Genomic DNA, 19,795 nt, shown 5'->3' on the forward strand with positions numbered 1-19,795 from the left:
GCTTGGGAAATTACTTACCAGCAACCGCGGCGGTAGTACCGGGCACCATCAACTCTGTAGCCACAATGACAATCACCAGCCCAACAAGCACCGGCACCGAGGTGCGTTTAACCACTTCAAAAGGTGATATTTTAGCCATCCCGGCAACGGCAACCACCACGCCAGAGACTGGCGAAAGCGTGCGCCCCAGGTTTGATGCCTGCAGCATCGGGATTGTCAGGTACGCCGGGTTAATGCCGGAAGAGTGTGCCAGTTTCGGGATCATCTCAACAAAGGCATAGAAAGGCGCATTGCCGGAACCCGTGGTGACTGCTGCCAGCATTGTCAGGATAACCAGCACCAGCATCAGGATTATGCTCGCCGAACCGAACGAGGTGGCGATTGAGATCAGGCTCTGGATAAAGCCGATGGTGCTAAGGCCCTGAGCGAAAACCCCTGCGGCAACTAATAACATTACTACGTTAGCGAAGGCATCAGCCATGCCGCGGTAAGCCACCTCGAGGCCCGAAAAGACTTTTTGCGTATTAAAGCCGCGAAGAAATTCCAGAACAGAGGCAATCAGCATACAGATCACCAGAATGGTGATGATGTGCAATTGCGGACCCCATTTACCGTCAAAAAATAGCACGCCAATGATCGGTGTAAACGGCAGAATGGCGTAAAACGCAGGCGCGGTGGTTGTGATTTCGCTGACATCTAACATTTCATGAGAGATGTGCTCTTTTTTGTCCAGATAACGCTGCCAGAAAAAGTGGGCAATCGCCATGCCGATAATCGCGGCAATTGAGATAGGCAGTGTTGTTTTGAAGGCGAAGTCAATCAGCGGCATTTCAGAAGCCTGTGCTGCCAGCACCACATCACCAGATGTTGGTGCGAGAATAATTGCTGCTGGTGAGGCACAAATGGCAGCTGCCGCGCCGCGACTGATACCAACGTTCACCATCACCGGGAACAACGTTGCCATCAGTAAAACGCCAAGACCGGTTGCGGAAGAGACTGCCAGTGACATCAGACAGGCGACAAAGTAGGCGGCAATCATCAGCAGGTAAGGGGAGTTAATGTACTGCAGCGGTTTTGATGCCAGTTTCACAACCATATCGTTCGCGCCAATGTGGGTCATATAAGCGGCAAAGCCACACAGCATCATGATCATCATACCGAGATCGCCGCCCCGGCTCATCAGTAATATTTTAATGTATTCAACGATATCTGTGGCGCTGTAGCCAGTGGAAGTCTGGCTGGAGGGTAAAACTTTGTGTCCCATTATAGCGCTGATGATCAGCAGTAGCAGGCCGCCAACAAATAGCACCCCGGTGGCAGAATACCCTTTAATGATGTAGCGAGCTACACCCACAATAACGACAACCCCAATAAGGAGTTCAATAAATGTCTGCATATTCTTTCCTGTCTCCAGAATCTACAATAAATAATAAAAAAATCCTAAAATAAGAAAAAAATATGCCGAATAAATTGACATCAGGTGCTGATTGAAATCAAGAAAGCTGTCATTAAGACATTGATGTTGCTGTTTTTATACCTGGATAACAAAATTTATTTTAGGGGGAGTAAATACAACATAATGATGTTTATGAACTGATGAACAATTGATGCAATTTTGTTAATTGTTTTATGGTGTTTTGTACGTCCAAAAAATAATCCTGTATGCGTATCATGTGGCAATGCAAACAATGATTTTATTGATGGCTTTATTGTATCTAATTGAAAAATAAGTGAATGATAAATGTTTTTATGGGTGTAACTTTTATTTGTATGAGTTGTTCTTTAGCTGAAAATATTTCTTAGTCTCCGGAATAATCCGATGGTTTTATTAGTAAATTTCATGAAATAAATTTTTCAGACGCTCGGATTATTCTTTATGTTTGCCTTGTTAAGGTTGTATTTATTTTTCTTTGGCTATGCTGGTAATATATTTTTGATAAGTTTTCTGTGGTTGCTAATGGGCGCTAGTAAATGTGTTACCGTATTTTCCTTTACTTTTATTCAGTTAATCAGCATTGAAGAAGTTTCTGCTAGTGCAGAGCAATGGATTGCGACATTTAAAGATAATGTCGCAGAAACCTGGCAGCGGCCAGAACATCATGATCTGTATATTCCCGCCATTACCTGGCATGCACGTTTCGCTTATGACAAAGAAAAGACCGATCGCTATAACGAAATACCGTGGGGTGGCGGTTTTGGTCAGTCACGTTGGGATGAGAAAGGCAACTGGCACGGTTTGTACGCGATGGCGTTTAAGGATTCGTGGAATAAATGGGAGCCCATTGCCGGATACGGTTGGGAAAGTACCTGGCGACCGCTTGCCGATGAAAACTTTCATGTCGGTCTGGGATTCACCGCTGGTGTGACGGCGCGTGATAACTGGAACTACATACCTGTTCCGCTGATACTGCCATTGGCTTCTGTGGGCTATGGCCCTGCAACTTTTCAGATGACCTATATCCCTGGCACTTACAACAATGGCAATGTTTACTTTGCCTGGATACGGTTTCAGTTTTAGACAAGTCACGTTTTAATAAAAGCCTTAAAAATCAGCATGTAATGAAATTAACATCAAAAATAACGCGACTTTTATCACTTTTTAGTAAAGTTGCACTGGACAAAGCGTACCACAATTGGTGTACTGGTAACCGACACAGCATTTGTGTCTATTTTTCATGTAAAGGTAATTTTGATGTCTAAGATTAAAGGTAACGTTAAGTGGTTTAATGAGTCCAAAGGATTCGGTTTCATTACTCCGGAAGACGGCAGCAAAGATGTGTTCGTACACTTCTCTGCAATCCAGACTAATGGTTTTAAAACTCTTGCTGAAGGTCAGCGCGTAGAGTTCGAAATCACTAACGGTGCCAAAGGCCCTTCTGCTGCAAACGTAATCGCTCTGTAAGATACGTCAGCAAGAATTCAAAACCCGCTTATTCAGCGGGTTTTTTTTGGTCTTCAGTGTGCGGTTGATGCTGAAAATAGCCAAAAAGCCAGTGCGGTCATGGCAAAGGAACCTAACAGGTTAACGAAGACGTTCAGTAGCGCCCAGCCAAAACGCCCCTCCTGCAATAAAAACACCACTTCTGCCGAAAATGTTGAGAAGGTCGTTAGCCCGCCACAAAAACCAGTGGTGATTAATACTTTCCACACCGGATCGATATTAGTCATGCGGCTAAACCAGGCAAACCCCATTCCTATGATAAATGCCCCAATCAGGTTTGCTGCCAGAGTTCCGAGTGGAATAGCCTGGTGCAGTGGGTTAAACCGCATACTTAACATCCATCTCGCCACGCTTCCCGTACCACCACCAATAAAAACTGCTAAAAGGAGTTGTAACACAGCTAAATCCTGCTATTTGATTTGTATGAGTGATAAGTTTAACGCCGAATATTCGTCGTTGGCGAATTTTACAACTCTGACAGGAGGTGGCAATGCTGGTTGCCGCAGGACAATTTGCTGTTACATCAATATGGGAAAAGAACGCTGAGATTTGCGCCTCGTTAATGGCACAGGCGGCGGAAAACGACGTATCGCTGTTTGTCCTGCCGGAAGCGCTTCTGGCGCGCGACGATCTTGACCCGAATTTGTCAGTTAAATCGGCACAGTTGCTGGAAGGGGAATTCCTCGGACGTTTACTGCGGGAAAGTAAACGTAACATGATGACGACGATTCTGACGATTCATGTTCCCTCAACCCCTGGGCGCGCGTGGAATATGCTGGTGGCGCTGCAGGCGGGGAAAATTGTCGCCCATTATGCCAAATTGCATCTCTATGATGCGTTTGCCATTCAGGAATCGCGCCATGTGGATGCAGGTGATGAAATAGCCCCTTTACTGGAGGTTGAAGGCATGAAAGTGGGGCTGATGACCTGCTATGATTTACGCTTTCCAGAGTTGGCATTAGCCCTGGCATTACAGGGCGCGGAAATCCTGATCCTGCCAGCGGCCTGGGTTCGCGGGCCACTCAAAGAGCACCACTGGTCAACCTTGCTAGCCGCTCGTGCTCTGGATACCACCTGTTATATGGTGGCTGCGGGGGAGTGCGGGAACAAAAATATCGGGCAAAGCCGGATTATAGATCCCTTTGGCATCACCATTGCGGCAGCGGCAGAAATGCCTGCGCTCATTATGGCGGAAGTGACGCCCGAACGTGTGCGTCAGGTGCGCGCGCAACTTCCCGTCTTAAACAACCGTCGCTTTGCGCCGCCGCAATTATTATGATGTTTTTTTACTCGGCGCTTGATTCACCTTGTTACAGATTGCTATTGTGTGCGCGCGTCGAATGACCGTTAATATTCTCTGGTTTTTAAGGCGCGTTCTGTTGCCAGTTTTATGTCAAGAAGGTATCTATGGGTGAGATTAGTATTACCAAACTGCTGGTAGTTGCGGCGCTGGTCGTTCTGCTGTTTGGGACTAAGAAGTTACGTACGCTGGGCGGAGACCTGGGAGCGGCCATTAAAGGGTTCAAGAAAGCGATGAATGATGATGACGCTGCGGCTAAAAAAGGCGCAGACGTTGATATTCAGGCTGAAAAGCTCTCTCATAAAGAGTGACGTGGCGAGCAGGACGCTCCCTCAATATCTTGTTCGATAAAAAAACCCGCTTCAGATAGCGGGTTTTTTATCAGACAGATGTAAGCAATTATTACACGATTACTTAACTTCCATCCCTTTCGCCTGCAAGTCGGCGTGATACGAAGAGCGGACAAACGGACCGCATGCAGCATGGGTAAAGCCCATCGCCAGCGCTTCGGCCTTCATTTCATCAAACTCATCCGGGCTAACGTAGCGTTGTACCGGCAGGTGATGGCGGCTTGGCTGCAGATATTGCCCCAGTGTCAACATGGTTACACCATGGCGGCGCAGATCGCGCATGACTTCAATAATCTCTTCATTGGTTTCACCCAGTCCCACCATCAAACCGGATTTGGTCGGGATCTCCGGATGCGCTTCTTTAAAGCGTTCCAATAGTTTTAGCGACCAGTTGTAATCTGCGCCAGGGCGTACCTGACGGTAAATACGCGGTACGTTTTCCAGGTTGTGGTTGAACACATCTGGCGGCGTGGCGGTCAGAATATCCAGCGCGCGATCCATACGACCACGGAAATCCGGCACCAGAGTTTCAATTTTGATTTCCGGGCTTTTTTCCCGGATGGCAGTAATGCAATCCGCAAAGTGCTGGGCTCCGCCATCGCGCAGGTCATCGCGGTCAACGGAGGTGATAACCACATAACGCAGCGCCATATCAGCAATGGTCTGCGCCAGTTTTACCGGCTCGTTGGCATCCGGGGCGACCGGGCGACCGTGGGCAACGTCACAGAACGGACAACGGCGGGTACAAATGGCGCCGAGGATCATAAACGTTGCTGTGCCGTGGTTGAAGCATTCTGCCAGGTTAGGGCAGGAGGCTTCCTCACAGACAGAATGCAGGCCATTTTTGCGCATTGCGGCTTTGATGCCCTGGATACGTGTAGAGTCCGCGGGAAGCTTGATTTTCATCCATTCCGGCTTGCGCAGCAGGGCTTCGCGCTCTGTTGCCACGTTTTTAACCGGGATAAGGGCCATCTTATCGGCATCGCGGTATTTAACACCGCGTTCCATCACAATGGGTTTACTCATAGCGTGCGTGTTCCAGTTGCGAATTACGAAGGAAAGCGTTTCAATTCAATAGATTGTTGTAATTATCAACTATTTTTGAATTAACGACTGGCAGTATATCATTGAAACGGCCCAGAAAGCAGCCAAAGCGGTCGCGAAAATGTAAAATTGTTGTTGGTTTGTGCCATTTTATCGTTCGGCACTGTGAACTCTATGTAACGATACTTTTTCAAAACACATTCGATAGCATCAGTTCCCCGCGAAGTATTGGAATACGCTGACTGCAATGACCCAATATGATTTGGGTCATTTATGAGGGAGAATTAAGCAGGGATATATTCTACGTCAGGATTTTTGAGTAGCGCTAAAATATTTGCCAGTAAGCGTGGTGCAATATTATCGGTGGTCGCATCAGGTTTCCATTGCGATATTTTTGCCATTTCCATCCCGGCATAACCACAAGGGTTGATACGTAAAAATGGCGAAAGATCCATATTGACGTTTAATGCCAGACCGTGGAATGAACAGCCGCGGCGAATACGCAATCCGAGCGAACAAATTTTCTTTTCCCCAACGTAGACACCAGGAGCATCAGCCCGAGGGTGCGCTTCAATATCCAGCTCGGCCAGGGTATTCACTACCGTTTGTTCGAGCAAGGTCACCAGTTCACGCACGCCCAACTTCCTGCGTTTGAGGTTAAGCAATACATACATCACCTGTTGCCCCGGCCCGTGATAAGTTACCTGGCCGCCGCGATCGCTCTGGATCACCGGAATATCACCCGGCATTAAAATATGTTCCGCTTTACCTGCTTGTCCCTGGGTAAATACAGGATGGTGTTCAACCAACCAGATTTCATCAAGGGTATTTTCATCACGGGTATCGGTGAATTCATGCATAGCCTGAGAAATAGGCTCGTAAGGTTGAAGGCCGAGCTGGCGGACAAGAATTTTATCCTGATACAAAACGGCATCTCCGTGGAGAATGAGTAAAAGTGGGGAAAATTATATCACAGCGAGGGGAGAGGAGTTACCCGACCAGAGGCCGGGTAACGGAGAAGCAAATTACAGAACCATACGGACGATATCGATTTTGCCCAGTTCTTCGTACAGAGTTTCAACCTGCTCGATATGAGTGGCGTTGATAGTGATAGATACCGAGTGGTAGTTGCCTTTGCTGCTTGGTTTTACCGTTGGGTTGTAGTCACCTGGCGCATGGCGCTGTACCACTTCAACCACCTGATCAACCAGCTCAGGTAACGCCTGCCCCATTACTTTGTAGGTAAAAGGAGTAGGGAATTCAAGCAGTTCGTTAAGTTTGGTTTTCATGTCAGCTCCGGCGTAACGTAATTAAATAGCAACTCCCGCCAGAGGGCGGGAGTTTTTTACTGATGCTTAGTATATGGGGGCGGAAATTACACTTTCAAGTGTTCAATTTTTAGCCGAACCAGTGATGGAACATTAATTTAATGTAATCAATGATTTTGCCGAAGAAGTTACCTTCCGGAATTTCCTGTAACACCACCAGCGGGCGTTGTTCGATAGTTTTGCCATCAAGCTGGAAGTTGATGGTGCCAACGACCTGGTTCTTTTGCAGAGGCGCATGTAGTTCACTGCTGTTCAGCACGTAGCTGGCTTTCAGGTCTTTCATGCGGCCACGCGGAATGGTCAGGTAAACGTCTTTATCAACCCCTAACGAAGCGCGGTCAGTATTACCAAACCAAACCGGCTCAGAGGCGAACTCTTTGCCAACTTTCAGTGGGTTAACCGTTTCGAAGAAACGGAAGCCCCAGGTCAGCAGTTTTTTACTTTCGGTTTCACGGCCTTTGAACGTGCGTCCGCCCATGACTGCGGAGATCAGACGCATCTGACCTTCCGTTGCGGAGGCGACAAGGTTGTAGCCCGCCTTGTCAGTATGGCCAGTTTTGATTCCGTCGACATTCAGGCTGTTATCCCATAGCAGGCCGTTACGGTTGAGCTGGCGAATACCGTTAAAGGTAAACTCTTTCTCTTTATAGATAGCGTATTCGTTAGGGACATCACGAATCAGGGCCTGACCGATCAGCGCCATATCACGCGCGGAGCTGTACTGACCGTCAGCGTCCAGACCGTGTACAGTCTGGAAGTGGGTATTTTTCAGGCCCAGGGCGTTAACGTAACTGTTCATCAGACCAACGAAAGCATCCTGGCTACCGGCGGCGAAGTCAGCCATGGCAACACAAGCATCGTTACCAGATTGCAGGTTGATACCACGGATAAGCTGAGAAACCGGTACCTGCATGCCAGGTTTGAGGAACATCAGCGAAGAACCTCTGAACACCGGGTTACCGGTGGCCCAGGCGTCATTGCCGATGGTCACTAAATCAGATTCTTTGAATTTACCTGCTTTCATTGCCTGACCGATAACGTAGCTGGTCATCATTTTGGTCAGACTTGCAGGGTCGCGACGGACATCCGCATTTTGCTCGGCGAGCACTTTGCCGGAGTTATAGTCGATCAGGATGTAAGACTCCGCGTCGATCTGCGGTACACCCGGGATCATGGTTTTGATATTCAGGTCATCGGCATGTGCAGCAGAGATAAAGGCTGTGCAAAGAGCCGTGGTGAGCGCCAGGCGCTTCATGATACGAGCGGAAAAAATGGTATTCATGGTCTGAACTACGACATCCGTGATGGAATTTAAAATAAGTGCCCTACTATAGCAAATGCACTACCGCCAGGCATCCGACTTTCCGCGTGACTTTGTTAACGTCATTTACAGAAATTGACATTTCAGATGCCTGCCTTACGTTATTGCGCGGTGGTAATAAATGACTGTAATTGGGCTTCGGTTTGTAAACGTTGCTGCAAGGCACTGGCTTCAGCTTTGTTGGCGAATGGACCAAGCTGAATACGCCAGACCGCGCCGTTTTGGGCCACGCGACCGGGTACGCCGAACTTTTGTCCCAGTTGCTGTTGATACTGTTGCGCGCGTGCCTGATCGCTAACGGCCCCCACTTGCACCATAAAGTTACCGCTGGCGCTTTGCGAAGTGGCTTGCGGTGTCACCATTGCAGATGTTGTTGCAGGTGCTGAGACAACGGGCTGTGGTGCAGGCGTCGGTTCGCTGCCTTCCAGTACGCCGGGCGCCAGGGTAGTCGGCGCGCCGAGGAAGCCGCTGCTGGTTACCGGCGCGCCGGTCGGATCTTCGCTTTTCAGCGTTGAGTTGCTGACCGGGAGAATATCACCCTGCGGGACAGACATAGAGTTTGTTCCGCTGCCGCCGTTTAAATCGGGCGGCGCAGGCAGGGCGTAAGTCTGTTTGGCAATGGTAGTACAAGCCATGCCTGGGCCAGAAAATGAACCATCCTGGGCGACGATAATAGGATCGATACGAACTTTTGTATTGTTCGAGGTGTTAAGACGGTCAGCTGCCGCGCGTGAAAGTGAAATCACACGGTCGTTGCCGTAGGGACCGCGATCGTTAATGCGCACCACGATCATCCGCCCATTAGCCAGGTTGGTGATTCTGGCGTAGCTGGGGATGGGGAGCGTTGGATGCGCCGCCGTCAGCTGCGTTGGATCAAATGCTTCGCCAGATGCTGTCAGATTGCTGCCAGGTTCGGCATCATAAATGGCTGCAAGGCCCGCCTGACTAAAGCGTGAAGGGTCCTGCACGATTTTGTAGCTTCTGCCGTCGCGCTGATAATCCTGATTTGCCGTCGCGTTCAGTGGTTCGAAACGTGGTTCCGCCCCGCTAATTTCAACTATAGGGCCGTTACATACCGCAGGCTGCGGCACACTTACCGTCTGTTGCTGACCATCATCGCTAGTACATGCCGCGAGCATTCCTGCCGCGATGCAGATCCCGAGCCACTGCTTACGCATTCGCACCTCTTACACGCTTTTCGACAACATTTTCCTGTGGGTGTGGATTGACATCACAATCCCAAACCCAGCCATCAGCACTATGAGCGCCGATCCTCCATAACTGACCAGCGGGAGTGGAACCCCTACAACCGGCAGAATACCGCTTACCATACCAATATTTACGAAGACATAAACGAATAATATCAGCATTAAGCCGCCAGCCATGACGCGACCAAAGGTAGTTTGTGCTCTGGCTGCAATCCACAGTCCGCGCATGATGAGCAGAATATAGAGAGCAAGCAGAATCAAAATACCCACTAATCCCAATTCTTCCGCCAGTACCGCGAAGATAAAATCGGTATGGCGTTCGGGCAGAAATTCAAGCTGTGACTGGGTACCGTGCAGCCAGCCTTTACCGCGTAATCCGCCGGAGCCAATAGCAATTTTAGACTGAATAATGTGATAACCCGCGCCAAGTGGGTCTGATTCCGGGTCGAGTAGCATCATTACGCGCTGGCGCTGGTAATCATGCATCAGGAAGAACCACAAGATTGGGATAAATGCTGCCACCAGTACCACTGCAACGCCAATCAGGCGCCAGCTAAGTCCGGAGAGAAACAGTACAAACAGACCGGAAAGCGCAACGAGGATTGACGTTCCCAAGTCAGGCTGCGCTGCCACCAGCAACGTGGGCATAAAAATCAGCACCAGCGCGATGGCGGTATTTTTTAACGACGGCGGGCAAACGTCACGGTTGATAAAGCGAGCCACCATGAGCGGCACAGCTATTTTGGCGATTTCCGAGGGCTGGAAACGAACGATACCGAGATCCAGCCAACGTTGAGCGCCTTTGGAGATGGCCCCAAAGGCATCTACCGCTACCAGCAAAATAATACAGATGATATAGAGATAGGGCGCCCAGCCTTCATAAACGCGCGGCGGAATTTGGGCCATCACCACCATAATGACCAGCCCCATCGCGATCTGGCCGATTTTACGCTCCATCATGCCGATGTCCTGGCCGCTGGCGCTCCAGATTACCAGGGCGCTGTAGACCAGTAATGCCAGTAAGATCAGTAGCATTGTGGGATCAAGATGGACTTTATCCCAGAATGTTTTTTTATTCGGATTATCCGTCATGATTAATGGTCCTCCGCAGCAGTAACCGCCGGGTTTTCTGCAGGCAGATCGGTGTTGTTGTCACCAAGCATAATATGGTCGAGGATCTGGCGCATCAGCGTACCGACCGCCGGGCCAGCCCCGCCGTTTTCCAGAATCATAGCGACAGCGACTTGCGGATTGTTATACGGCGCAAACGCGGTCATTAGTTTGTGGTCGCGCAGACGCTCGGCAATTTTGTGCGCATTATAGGTTTCGTTCGCCTTCAGGCCGAAGACCTGCGCGGTACCGGATTTCGCCGCAATTTTGTAGGGCGCGCTGGCAAAGTATTTATGTGCCGTACCGTTAGGACGGTTAGCAACACCAAACATGCCGTCTTTCGCCAGTTCCCAGTAACCAGAATGAATATCGCCTACCGGCGGTTCATGCGGCTGTACCCATGGCACTTGTTTGCCATTTTCGGCGGTGCTCATCAGCAAATGCGGAACCTTCACAATACCGTCGTTAATCAGGATCATCAGTGCTTTGTTCATCTGGATAGGGGTCGCTGTCCAGTACCCCTGACCGATACCGACCGGAATGGTGTCACCCTGATACCACGGTTTTTTAAAGCGTTTCTGTTTCCATTCGCGGGTCGGCATATTACCGGAACGTTCTTCCGACAGGTCGATACCGGTGTAATGACCGTAGCCAAATTTACCCATCCATTCAGAAAGGCGGTCGATGCCCATATCGTAGGCAACCTGATAGAAGAAGGTATCTGCTGACTCTTCCAGCGATTTAGTGACATTCAGGCGACCGTGGCCCCATTTTTTCCAGTCACGATAACGCTTTTCAGACCCCGGCAATTGCCACCATCCAGGATCAAACAGGCTGGTATTACGGGTGATTACCCCTGCACTTAATGCCGAAACCGCCACATAAGGTTTAACCGTCGACGCTGGCGGATAAACCCCCTGCGTGGCACGGTTCACCAGTGGTGTGTTCGGGTCGTTCAGCAACGCGGAATAATCTTTGCTGGAGATACCGTCAACAAACAGGTTAGGGTCGTAACTTGGCGTGGAAACCAGCGCCAGCACGCCACCTGTACGCGGATCGGTGACCACAACAGCGGCACGACTGCCCGCCAGCAGTGTTTCAATATACTGCTGGAGCTTGAGATCAATCGTCAGGTAAATATCATGCCCGGCCTGCGGCGATACTTCTTTTAACTGGCGGATGACGCGACCGCGGTTGTTAACTTCAACTTCTTCATAACCCGTCTGGCCGTGCAGAACATCTTCGTAGTAACGTTCAATCCCCAGCTTGCCGATATCATGTGTTGCGGCATAGTTGGCCAGTTTGCCGTCATTATTCAGTCGCTCGACGTCTTTATCGTTAATTTTCGAGACATAACCGATAACGTGGGTCAGCGCTGAGCCATAGGGATAGTAACGACGTTTATAGCCTTTAACTTCCACACCAGGAAAACGGTACTGGTTAACGGCGAAACGCGCCACCTGAACTTCAGTCAGGTTGGTTTTCACCGGAATAGAGGTAAAACGGTGCGAACGTGCACGCTCCTTTCGAAACGCGGCGATATCGTCATCGGTCAGGTCAACCACGCTGCGCAGGGCGTCCAGAGTCTGCTGCACGTTATCGACTTTCTCCGGCATCATCTCTATCTGATAGATAGTTCGGTTGAGCGCCAGAGGGATACCGTTACGGTCGTAGATAATGCCGCGGCTGGGGGCGATAGGCACCAGCTTAATGCGGTTTTCATTAGAACGGGTCTGGTAATCGGTAAAGCGAACAATTTGTAGATTATACAAGTTGGCGATGAGCACGCCGGTTAGCAGCAAAATCCCCAAAAAGGCGACCAGCGCCCGGCGCACAAACAGCGCGGACTCTGCCGAATAGTCGCGAAAAGAGTTCTGTAATTTCATCCGCTGCGTTTTCTACTTAAGGCTACCATATCACTCACGGTGATAAGGATGGTTGGTGGTAATGCTCCACGCCCGGTACAGACTCTCTGCGACCAGTACGCGAACCAGCGGATGGGGGAGGGTAAGCGCCGAAAGTGACCAGCTTTGTTCTGCCGCCGCTTTACAGGCAGGCGATAACCCTTCCGGCCCGCCAATCAGCAAGCTGACATCGCGGCCATCCAGCTTCCAGCGTTCCAGTTCAGCGGCTAACTGCGGCGTGTCCCAGGGCTTGCCTGGGATATCAAGGGTGACAATGCGGTTTTTACCTGCGGCAGCCAGCATTTGCTCACCCTCTTTGTCGAGTATGCGCTTGATATCCGCGTTCTTGCCGCGTTTTCCCGCCGGAATTTCAATCAGTTCAAAAGGCATATCTTTCGGAAAACGACGCAGGTACTCGGTAAAACCGGTTTGTACCCAGTCCGGCATTTTCGTTCCCACGGCGACAAGTTGCAGCTTCACGCATTAACTCCAGAGTTTTTCCAGCTCATACAGGCGACGGCTCTCTTCCTGCATAACATGGACAATCACATCACCTAGATCGACCACAATCCAGTCGGCGCCGTTTTCACCTTCAACGCCGAGGGGCAATAAACCCGCAGCGCGAGATTCCTGAACCACGTGGTCAGCAATGGACATAACATGGCGGCTGGATGTACCCGTACAGATGATCATACAGTCGGTGATACTGGATTTGCCCTGAACGTCTAAGGCGATGATGTCCTGACCTTTGAGGTCATCAATTTTGTCGATAACAAAATCCTGGAGTGCTTTACCCTGCAAGTTTTCCCCCTGGGTGAAATAAAAAAGATAAAAATGGTCTGTCAGTATACCTGAAGCAGAGGCGATTTCGGGACAAATGTCAGCAAATCGGCTCTTGAAAGTGGGCTATCATCCCACCCCGCGTCACAGATTGCATCGCCATTTTTGTAAAACAATTTCTACAAAGTCGTGTATGGCGGAAAAGTCAGGTTGCGGAGAATATCAGCCTGCCCGGGCCTGTCAATGTCCGTTGCGGCTTACCTGTAAAAAAACAGAAAAGTCATGCTTCTTCGCATCAGATGGCGCGGCTATTGAGGACGCGTAGAGTTGCGAACTCGTCATTGATATCAATGACGCTCCAGCAGCCCTGGTCTACACGAAAATGCCACATTGCCTCGGGAGGCATGCCGATTAAGCGGGCAATCAACAGGCTCAACACACCCTGGTGGCTAACGATTAATATGTTTTTGTGCTGCTGATACTCACTAAGTCCGGCAATAAACCTTTCTATCCGCTGTGAAAATGCCTGAAAGCCTTCACCGCGAGTAGGGACGGTATGCTGCCAGTCATTGCACCAGGCACTATAGTTTTCGGCATCTTCTTGCATCAGCTCGCGATGATGCCGCATTTCCCAGTCACCAAAAAACATTTCGTTGAGTTCAGGGATGATTTGCATGGGGAGTTGACGGGCATCAAGAACCAGGCGCGCGGTGTGCTGCGCCCGTTCCAGTTCACTGCATAAAACCTTATCGAATGGAACATCACGTAGCAGTGTATGCAAGCTTTTCGCCTGCGCGATACCGCGCTCCGTAAGTGGTGTAGGCGCATGACCGCTGTATAACCCGTCGACATTCGCTTGCGTTTCACCGTGACGAATTAACCACAGTCGCATCATTCCCTCCGTGACGGCAGATATCAGCGATACAAGCCTTGTTGGTTAATGTAAGTCAGTACCGATTCTGGTAACAATTCCTCACAAGATTCGCCGTTTTGCAAACGTTCGCGGATGATTGTCGCCGAGATGTTGAACCACGGCGTTTCGGCGAGATAAATTTTACCAGCAGGCTGAAGATGCAGATCTTCCGGATTATGCGTCAAATGATCTTCCAGCCACTGCTGGTACTGCGGTTGTGCCATTTCCAGCGGATAACCTGGACGTCGACAGACTATCAAATGTGCATTGTCGAGAATCGTTTCGTATTCATACCAGGTCGGAAAGTTCAGCAGCGAGTCCTGACCGATAATAAACGCCAGCGGCACATCTAGGCCTTGCTCCTGTCGCCACTCTTTTAACGTCTGCGACGTGTAAGAGGGGGCATTACGCTTTAACTCGCGTTCATCAAGGGTAAACAGCGACTTGTCGGCAATCGCCAGTTCAAGCATGTGTTTTCGCTGCACGCTGTTCGCTTCAGGCTGGGGGCGATGCGGAGGAACGTTGTTAGGGATAATCGTTACCCGCGTCAGGCCAATCAGATTCGCCAGCGTTTCCACGGGTTTTAGATGGCCATAATGCACCGGGTCGAAGGTGCCGCCAAACAGAGCTTGTAAAGATTTCATATCAACCGTCGATAAATACGTCTGCCAGTGGTTTATGACACAAAAGAAGAGATAATCCCTCCAGTTCTGCCCACACGGACTGACCGTAATCTTGTTTGAGAGTAAGTTCCGTTCGTGTCAGGAGTTGTACAGCCTGACGTAACTGTGGCTGACTCAGGCGATTTAACGCTTCGCTAATCATGTTACGACGGTTCTGCCATACCCGATGCTTGTCAAACAGCGTACGCAGTGGAGTATAAGCAGACTGACGCTTCAGATTAACCAGCAGCAACAGTTCACGTTGCAAAGTGCGCAACAAAATCACCGGTTCACTGCCTTCCAGGCGCAGCTGCTGCAGAATATGCAATGCGCGCTTGCTTTTGCCGCTCAACAAAGCGTCAACCCAATGAAAAGGGGTGAAATGTGCGGCATCATTCACCGCTTGCTCAACGCGCGGCAGTGTCAGTTTGCCGTCGGGCCAGAGTAGCGATAAACGCTCCAGTGCCTGTGCCAGCGCCAGCAGGTTTCCTTCATAACAGTAGCAGAGCACCTGATTCGCCGCGTCATCCAGTTTTAAATTGAGCTGTTTTGCTCGCGCGGCAACCCAGCGAGGAAGCTGGGCCTGTTCTGGGGTCTGGCAAGTAACCTGCACGCTACGGTTTGCAAGCGCGGTAAACCAGGCGGCATTTTCCTGCGCTTTGCTCAATTTATTACCGCGGACGATCAACAGCAGATCGTCATGCAGCAATCCGGTGAGCGTGAGGAGTTGTTCATTGATCGCCGCATTCGGTCCGTTTTCTGGTAACAACAGCAATAGCGTTTGTCGACTGGCAAACAGGCTCATTGCCTGGCATAGCGAAAATATTGCGTTCCAGTCCGTGTTGGGATCAATGGAAAAAGTGTGGTGTTCTTCGAATCCTTGTGCCGCAGCTACCTGACGAATGGCGTCCTGGCTTTCTTGCAACAACAGGGGATCGTTACCAAGTAAAAGATAGGCCGCGCGCAGCCCTTCAGTGAGCTGCGCGCGGAGCTGTTCCGGGTACAACCGAATCATCAGTTACCCAGCGTGGTGGAGACGCGTGCAGGCGTTGCTGTGGTATCCGTTGTTGTCGACGTTTCTTCGTCGGAACGGACGTCCGCAGCGCGAATGCTTGGCAGCTTACGAATAAGCTGTTCGGCGGCACGGTCGTACATCTCTTTAATGATCATGTCCTGCTCGTTATCTTTCGCTAACGCCATTTGCGGGTTATCGAAGAACGAACGGAAGACTTTGGCGCTAATCGGGTAGATATCTCGCCCAGGAATCAATACCGACGCGCTAACAGTCATCACCATCTGATATTCCGCAGTTTGACCATTACGGAAAACCGACGCGGTATCCTGTGAGATTGATACAGCGCCCAGACGCAGGGATGGAACATCCTTACGCGTGGTTTCTTTATCGAGCAACTCGACACCGTTCAGACGTAACTGGTTACGCACTGCACGGCTTAACGGCCCGTTCGGGTCACCGGAATCCAGGATCATAACCTTCATAGTGGAAGGGACCTGCGTGGTATCACGCAGATGCCAGCCACACCCGGCGGTGATTAACACCGCCAGAGATAACAACAATGTTGCCAGATATCGCACGCTTCCTCCCGCGCTTAGCCAACGACCAGATTGAGGAGTTTACCCGGTACGTAAATCACTTTACGCACGGTAACGCCATCAAGATATTTTGCTACCAGATGTTCCTGGCCAGCACGTTCGCGAACCTGTTCTTCCGTTGCATCCACCGGAACGGTGATTTTGGCACGGACTTTACCGTTAACCTGAATAACGACCAGCGTGGAGTCTTCCACCATCGCTTTTTCATCAGCAACCGGCCACGGCGCGTTGTCGATATCGCCTTCGCCTTTCAGTTCCTGCCACAGCGTGAAACAGATGTGTGGGGTGAACGGGTTAAGCATACGAACTACCGCCAGCAGCGCTTCCTGCATCAGGGCGCGATCCTGCTCGCCATCGGTCGGTGCTTTCGCCAGTTTGTTCATCAGCTCCATAATCGCCGCAATTGCGGTGTTGAAGGTCTGACGACGGCCGATATCATCGGTCACTTTAGCGATTGTTTTATGCACATCGCGACGCAGCGCTTTCTGATCTTCAGTCAGTGCATCGACGTTCAGTGCCGCAACATCGCCTTTCGTAGTATGCTCGTACACCAGTTTCCAGACACGTTTCAGGAAGCGGTTAGCCCCTTCCACGCCGGACTCCTGCCATTCAAGAGTCATATCCGCCGGAGAAGCGAACATCATAAACAGACGAACGGTGTCCGCGCCGTAACGTTCAACCATCACCTGCGGGTCGATACCGTTGTTCTTCGACTTGGACATTTTGCTCATGCCGGTATAAACCAGCTCATGGCCTGCCGCGTCTTTCGCTTTCACGATACGGCCTTTCTCGTCACGTTCAACGATAGCATCAACCGGGGAGACCCAGTTACGTTCGCCGTTTTCGCCAACATAGTAGAAGGCATCTGCCAGCACCATACCCTGACACAGCAACTGTTTCGCTGGTTCGTCAGAGTTCACCATGCCTGCATCACGTATCAGTTTGTGGAAGAAGCGGAAGTAGAGCAGGTGCATGATGGCGTGTTCGATACCACCAATGTAGATATCCACCGGCAGCCAGTAGTTAGCCGCTTCGGAATCCAGCATACCTTCTTTGTACTCCGGGCAAGTGTAGCGCGCATAGTACCAGGAGGACTCCATAAAGGTGTCGAAAGTGTCGGTTTCACGCAGCGCTGGCATACCGTTAACGGTGGTTTTCGCCCACTCAGGATCTGCTTTAATCGGGCTGGTAATGCCGTCCATCACCACATCTTCCGGCAGGATCACCGGCAGTTGGTCGTCCGGGGTCGGCATCACAGTGCCGTCTTCCAGCGTCACCATCGGAATCGGTGCGCCCCAGTAACGCTGACGGGAAACACCCCAGTCGCGCAGGCGGTAGTTCACTTTACGCTCGCCAACGCCCATCGCAGTCAGTTTATCGGCGATGGCGTTGAAGGCCGCTTCATGGTCAAGACCGTTGAACTCGCCAGAGTTGAACAGCACGCCTTTTTCAGTCAGTGCCTGCTGAGAAAGATCGGGTTCAGAACCATCAGCCGCCAGGATAACCGGTTTGATGTTCAGGCCGTATTTAGAGGCAAACTCGTAGTCGCGCTGGTCGTGACCCGGAACCGCCATGACTGCGCCCGTGCCGTACTCCATCAATACGAAGTTTGCTGCCCAAACAGGAATTTCTTCGCCCGTTAATGGGTGAACAGCTTTAAAGCCAGTATCGACGCCTTTTTTCTCCATCGTCGCCATTTCAGCTTCGGCAACTTTGGTGTTACGGCATTCGTCAATAAAGGCCGCCAGTTCTGGATTATTTTCCGCCGCTTTCTGCGCCAGCGGATGACCTGCCGCTACCGCCAGATAGGTACAACCCATAAAGGTGTCCGGGCGAGTAGTATAAACAGTCAGCGTGTTGTCATAGTCGTTAACGTTGAAGGTGATTTCTACGCCTTCGGAACGACCGATCCAGTTACGCTGCATAGTTTTAACGGTGTCTGGCCAGTGATCGAGTTTATCCAGATCGTTGAGCAGCTCGTCAGCGTAAGCGGTGATTTTGATAAACCACTGCGGGATCTCTTTACGCTCAACTTTGGTATCGCAGCGCCAGCAGCAGCCGTCGATAACCTGTTCGTTCGCCAGTACGGTCTGGTCGTTCGGGCACCAGTTGACCGCAGAGGTTTTCTTATACACCAGGCCTTTTTTATACAGCTCGGTGAAGAATTTCTGTTCCCAACGGTAGTATTCCGGCGTGCAGGTTGCCAGCTCGCGGCTCCAGTCATAACCAAAGCCCAGCATTTTGAGCTGGTTTTTCATGTACGCGATGTTGTCGTACGTCCACGGTGCTGGCGCGGTGTTGTTTTTTACCGCCGCGCCTTCCGCAGGCAGACCAAACGCGTCCCAGCCGATCGGCTGCAGAACGTTTTTGCCCAGCATGCGCTGGTAACGGGCGATCACGTCACCGATGGTGTAGTTACGTACGTGGCCCATGTGTAGTCGACCAGAAGGATAGGGAAGCATAGACAGGCAGTAATACTTCTCTTTGCTCTCGTCTTCGGTTACTTCAAATGTGCGCTTCTCATCCCAATGAAGCTGTACTTTGGATTCTATCTCTTCCGGGCGGTATTGCTCTTGCATGGCAGCCAGTGGTCCTGTTTTCATTACGGCTACAAAAGTAGCGTTAGAGGTGGTTTTTCAGATCCGCATAGCATAGCCCAAACGTCCGCGTCAAAACAGCCTTTCGCGCACTCGACGTTGAAATCGCACAGCGGTAATCCTTGCACGAATTTACACACTCTGTGGGCAGTCTTGCAAAGTTGAGCGTAAATAACGTCTATTATTATAGCCAGTTAACGACACGGGAGATGAAATGATGAACAAGGTTGCTCAATATTACCGTGAACTGGTGGCGTCATTAAGCGAGCGACTGCGTAATGGCGAACGCGATATCGATGCACTGGTAGAACAGGCGCGTGAGCGTGTAATAAAAACAGGGGAGTTAACGCGGACCGAGGTCGATGAACTGACTCGGGCCGTCAGACGTGACCTGGAAGAGTTCGCCATGAGTTATGAAGAGAGCCTGAAGGAAGAATCCGACAGCGTTTTTATGCGGGTGATTAAAGAAAGCCTCTGGCAGGAGCTGGCGGACATCACCGATAAAACGCAGCTTGAATGGCGTGAAGTTTTCCAGGATCTCAATCATCACGGGGTTTATCACAGCGGAGAAGTGGTAGGGCTTGGGAATCTGGTCTGCGAGAAATGTCACTTCCATCTCCCCATCTACACGCCGGAAGTGCTGACGCTATGCCCGAAATGTGGTCATGATCAGTTCCAGAGACGCCCGTTCGAGCCGTAATAGTTTGATTTCGCACACCAATAAAG

General features: G+C 50.6%; 21 protein-coding genes. 5 read left to right on the top strand and 16 right to left on the bottom strand.

Annotation, left to right across the window (positions count from 1 at the left end; genetic code table 11):
* Positions 1-10: 10 nt before the first annotated feature.
* Complete coding sequence (gene dcuC, locus FEK66_RS20075; RefSeq protein WP_130206471.1) at positions 11-1,396, bottom strand: anaerobic C4-dicarboxylate transporter DcuC; 1,386 nt, start codon at positions 1,394-1,396, stop codon at positions 11-13.
* Between the two features lie 561 nt (positions 1,397-1,957).
* Between dcuC and pagP the strand changes: the two genes are divergently transcribed.
* Positions 1,958-2,518 carry a lipid IV(A) palmitoyltransferase PagP gene (gene pagP / locus FEK66_RS20080; RefSeq protein WP_135493529.1) on the top strand — a complete coding sequence of 187 codons (561 nt, stop codon included), beginning with the start codon at positions 1,958-1,960 and terminating at the stop codon, positions 2,516-2,518.
* 174 nt (positions 2,519-2,692) lie between these two features.
* The gene (gene cspE, locus FEK66_RS20085) at positions 2,693-2,902 is read left to right on the top strand and encodes a transcription antiterminator/RNA stability regulator CspE (RefSeq protein WP_000034825.1); all 210 of its coding nucleotides are present in this window, start codon (positions 2,693-2,695) and stop codon (positions 2,900-2,902) included.
* Positions 2,903-2,955: 53 nt separating this feature from the next.
* Here cspE and crcB read toward each other — a convergent pair whose 3' ends face one another.
* Positions 2,956-3,339: a fluoride efflux transporter CrcB gene (gene crcB, locus FEK66_RS20090; protein WP_130206475.1), complete on the bottom strand. Its 384-nt coding sequence runs from the start codon at positions 3,337-3,339 to the stop codon at positions 2,956-2,958.
* 92 nt (positions 3,340-3,431) lie between these two features.
* Between crcB and FEK66_RS20095 the strand changes: the two genes are divergently transcribed.
* A complete protein-coding gene (locus tag FEK66_RS20095; RefSeq protein ID WP_130206477.1) occupies positions 3,432-4,220 on the top strand; it encodes a deaminated glutathione amidase in 789 nt (262 codons plus the stop codon).
* Positions 4,221-4,348: 128 nt separating this feature from the next.
* Positions 4,349-4,552, top strand: a complete 204-nt coding sequence (gene tatE, locus FEK66_RS20100; RefSeq protein WP_064528973.1) for a twin-arginine translocase subunit TatE — start codon at positions 4,349-4,351, stop codon at positions 4,550-4,552.
* A gap of 99 nt (positions 4,553-4,651) precedes the next feature.
* Here the strand turns inward: tatE and lipA are convergent, their stop codons facing one another.
* The 14 genes from lipA to leuS form a co-directional block, all read right to left on the bottom strand.
* A complete protein-coding gene (gene lipA / locus FEK66_RS20105) occupies positions 4,652-5,617 on the bottom strand; it encodes a lipoyl synthase (RefSeq protein ID WP_000042625.1) in 966 nt (321 codons plus the stop codon).
* Positions 5,618-5,919: 302 nt separating this feature from the next.
* Complete coding sequence (gene lipB, locus FEK66_RS20110) at positions 5,920-6,561, bottom strand: lipoyl(octanoyl) transferase LipB (protein WP_130206479.1); 642 nt, start codon at positions 6,559-6,561, stop codon at positions 5,920-5,922.
* Between the two features lie 99 nt (positions 6,562-6,660).
* On the bottom strand, positions 6,661-6,924 hold the full coding sequence (ybeD, locus tag FEK66_RS20115) for a DUF493 family protein YbeD (protein ID WP_130206481.1): 264 nt from the start codon (positions 6,922-6,924) through the stop codon (positions 6,661-6,663).
* Positions 6,925-7,033: 109 nt separating this feature from the next.
* Positions 7,034-8,245 (bottom strand): D-alanyl-D-alanine carboxypeptidase DacA, encoded by a 1,212-nt coding sequence (gene dacA / locus FEK66_RS20120; RefSeq protein WP_064528971.1) that lies wholly within the window; start codon positions 8,243-8,245, stop codon positions 7,034-7,036.
* A gap of 140 nt (positions 8,246-8,385) precedes the next feature.
* Complete coding sequence (gene rlpA / locus FEK66_RS20125) at positions 8,386-9,462, bottom strand: endolytic peptidoglycan transglycosylase RlpA (protein WP_130260240.1); 1,077 nt, start codon at positions 9,460-9,462, stop codon at positions 8,386-8,388.
* A gap of 9 nt (positions 9,463-9,471) precedes the next feature.
* Positions 9,472-10,584: a peptidoglycan glycosyltransferase MrdB gene (mrdB, locus tag FEK66_RS20130; protein WP_000131717.1), complete on the bottom strand. Its 1,113-nt coding sequence runs from the start codon at positions 10,582-10,584 to the stop codon at positions 9,472-9,474.
* A 2-nt stretch (positions 10,585-10,586) separates the two neighbouring features.
* Positions 10,587-12,488 carry a peptidoglycan DD-transpeptidase MrdA gene (gene mrdA, locus FEK66_RS20135; protein ID WP_130219433.1) on the bottom strand — a complete coding sequence of 634 codons (1,902 nt, stop codon included), beginning with the start codon at positions 12,486-12,488 and terminating at the stop codon, positions 10,587-10,589.
* A gap of 30 nt (positions 12,489-12,518) precedes the next feature.
* Positions 12,519-12,986 (bottom strand): 23S rRNA (pseudouridine(1915)-N(3))-methyltransferase RlmH, encoded by a 468-nt coding sequence (rlmH, locus tag FEK66_RS20140; protein ID WP_000776104.1) that lies wholly within the window; start codon positions 12,984-12,986, stop codon positions 12,519-12,521.
* A 3-nt stretch (positions 12,987-12,989) separates the two neighbouring features.
* Positions 12,990-13,307 carry a ribosome silencing factor gene (gene rsfS / locus FEK66_RS20145; protein ID WP_001161662.1) on the bottom strand — a complete coding sequence of 106 codons (318 nt, stop codon included), beginning with the start codon at positions 13,305-13,307 and terminating at the stop codon, positions 12,990-12,992.
* Positions 13,308-13,581: 274 nt separating this feature from the next.
* On the bottom strand, positions 13,582-14,178 hold the full coding sequence (locus FEK66_RS20150; protein WP_135493553.1) for an adenosylcobalamin/alpha-ribazole phosphatase: 597 nt from the start codon (positions 14,176-14,178) through the stop codon (positions 13,582-13,584).
* Positions 14,179-14,201: 23 nt separating this feature from the next.
* Positions 14,202-14,843, bottom strand: coding sequence for a nicotinate-nucleotide adenylyltransferase (nadD, locus tag FEK66_RS20155; protein WP_135493530.1), 642 nt, complete (start codon positions 14,841-14,843; stop codon positions 14,202-14,204).
* A gap of 1 nt (position 14,844) precedes the next feature.
* Positions 14,845-15,876 (bottom strand): DNA polymerase III subunit delta, encoded by a 1,032-nt coding sequence (gene holA, locus FEK66_RS20160; protein WP_135493531.1) that lies wholly within the window; start codon positions 15,874-15,876, stop codon positions 14,845-14,847.
* Positions 15,876-16,454 carry an LPS assembly lipoprotein LptE gene (gene lptE / locus FEK66_RS20165; protein WP_064528965.1) on the bottom strand — a complete coding sequence of 193 codons (579 nt, stop codon included), beginning with the start codon at positions 16,452-16,454 and terminating at the stop codon, positions 15,876-15,878. The genes holA and lptE overlap by 1 nt, the downstream gene beginning before the upstream one ends.
* A 14-nt stretch (positions 16,455-16,468) precedes the next feature.
* Positions 16,469-19,051: a leucine--tRNA ligase gene (gene leuS, locus FEK66_RS20170; RefSeq protein WP_138211531.1), complete on the bottom strand. Its 2,583-nt coding sequence runs from the start codon at positions 19,049-19,051 to the stop codon at positions 16,469-16,471.
* A gap of 235 nt (positions 19,052-19,286) precedes the next feature.
* Between leuS and FEK66_RS20175 the strand changes: the two genes are divergently transcribed.
* Complete coding sequence (locus tag FEK66_RS20175; RefSeq protein WP_001044880.1) at positions 19,287-19,769, top strand: zinc ribbon-containing protein; 483 nt, start codon at positions 19,287-19,289, stop codon at positions 19,767-19,769.
* Positions 19,770-19,795 lie beyond the last annotated feature (26 nt).

This window comes from Escherichia sp. E1130 (assembly GCF_005781065.1).
Lineage (GTDB): Bacteria > Pseudomonadota > Gammaproteobacteria > Enterobacterales > Enterobacteriaceae > Escherichia.

Coding starts and splice junctions, on each gene's coding strand:
- dacA (WP_064528971.1), bottom strand. CDS start 8,245: ATGAATACCATTTTTTCCGCTCGTATCATGAAGCGCCTGGCGCTCACC.
- cspE (WP_000034825.1), top strand. CDS start 2,693: ATGTCTAAGATTAAAGGTAACGTTAAGTGGTTTAATGAGTCCAAAGGA.
- FEK66_RS20150 (WP_135493553.1), bottom strand. CDS start 14,178: ATGCGACTGTGGTTAATTCGTCACGGTGAAACGCAAGCGAATGTCGAC.
- leuS (WP_138211531.1), bottom strand. CDS start 19,051: ATGCAAGAGCAATACCGCCCGGAAGAGATAGAATCCAAAGTACAGCTT.
- holA (WP_135493531.1), bottom strand. CDS start 15,876: ATGATTCGGTTGTACCCGGAACAGCTCCGCGCGCAGCTCACTGAAGGG.
- pagP (WP_135493529.1), top strand. CDS start 1,958: ATGGGCGCTAGTAAATGTGTTACCGTATTTTCCTTTACTTTTATTCAG.
- tatE (WP_064528973.1), top strand. CDS start 4,349: ATGGGTGAGATTAGTATTACCAAACTGCTGGTAGTTGCGGCGCTGGTC.
- FEK66_RS20095 (WP_130206477.1), top strand. CDS start 3,432: ATGCTGGTTGCCGCAGGACAATTTGCTGTTACATCAATATGGGAAAAG.
- FEK66_RS20175 (WP_001044880.1), top strand. CDS start 19,287: ATGAACAAGGTTGCTCAATATTACCGTGAACTGGTGGCGTCATTAAGC.
- ybeD (WP_130206481.1), bottom strand. CDS start 6,924: ATGAAAACCAAACTTAACGAACTGCTTGAATTCCCTACTCCTTTTACC.
- rlpA (WP_130260240.1), bottom strand. CDS start 9,462: ATGCGTAAGCAGTGGCTCGGGATCTGCATCGCGGCAGGAATGCTCGCG.
- mrdB (WP_000131717.1), bottom strand. CDS start 10,584: ATGACGGATAATCCGAATAAAAAAACATTCTGGGATAAAGTCCATCTT.
- nadD (WP_135493530.1), bottom strand. CDS start 14,843: ATGAAATCTTTACAAGCTCTGTTTGGCGGCACCTTCGACCCGGTGCAT.
- dcuC (WP_130206471.1), bottom strand. CDS start 1,396: ATGCAGACATTTATTGAACTCCTTATTGGGGTTGTCGTTATTGTGGGT.
- mrdA (WP_130219433.1), bottom strand. CDS start 12,488: ATGAAATTACAGAACTCTTTTCGCGACTATTCGGCAGAGTCCGCGCTG.
- lipA (WP_000042625.1), bottom strand. CDS start 5,617: ATGAGTAAACCCATTGTGATGGAACGCGGTGTTAAATACCGCGATGCC.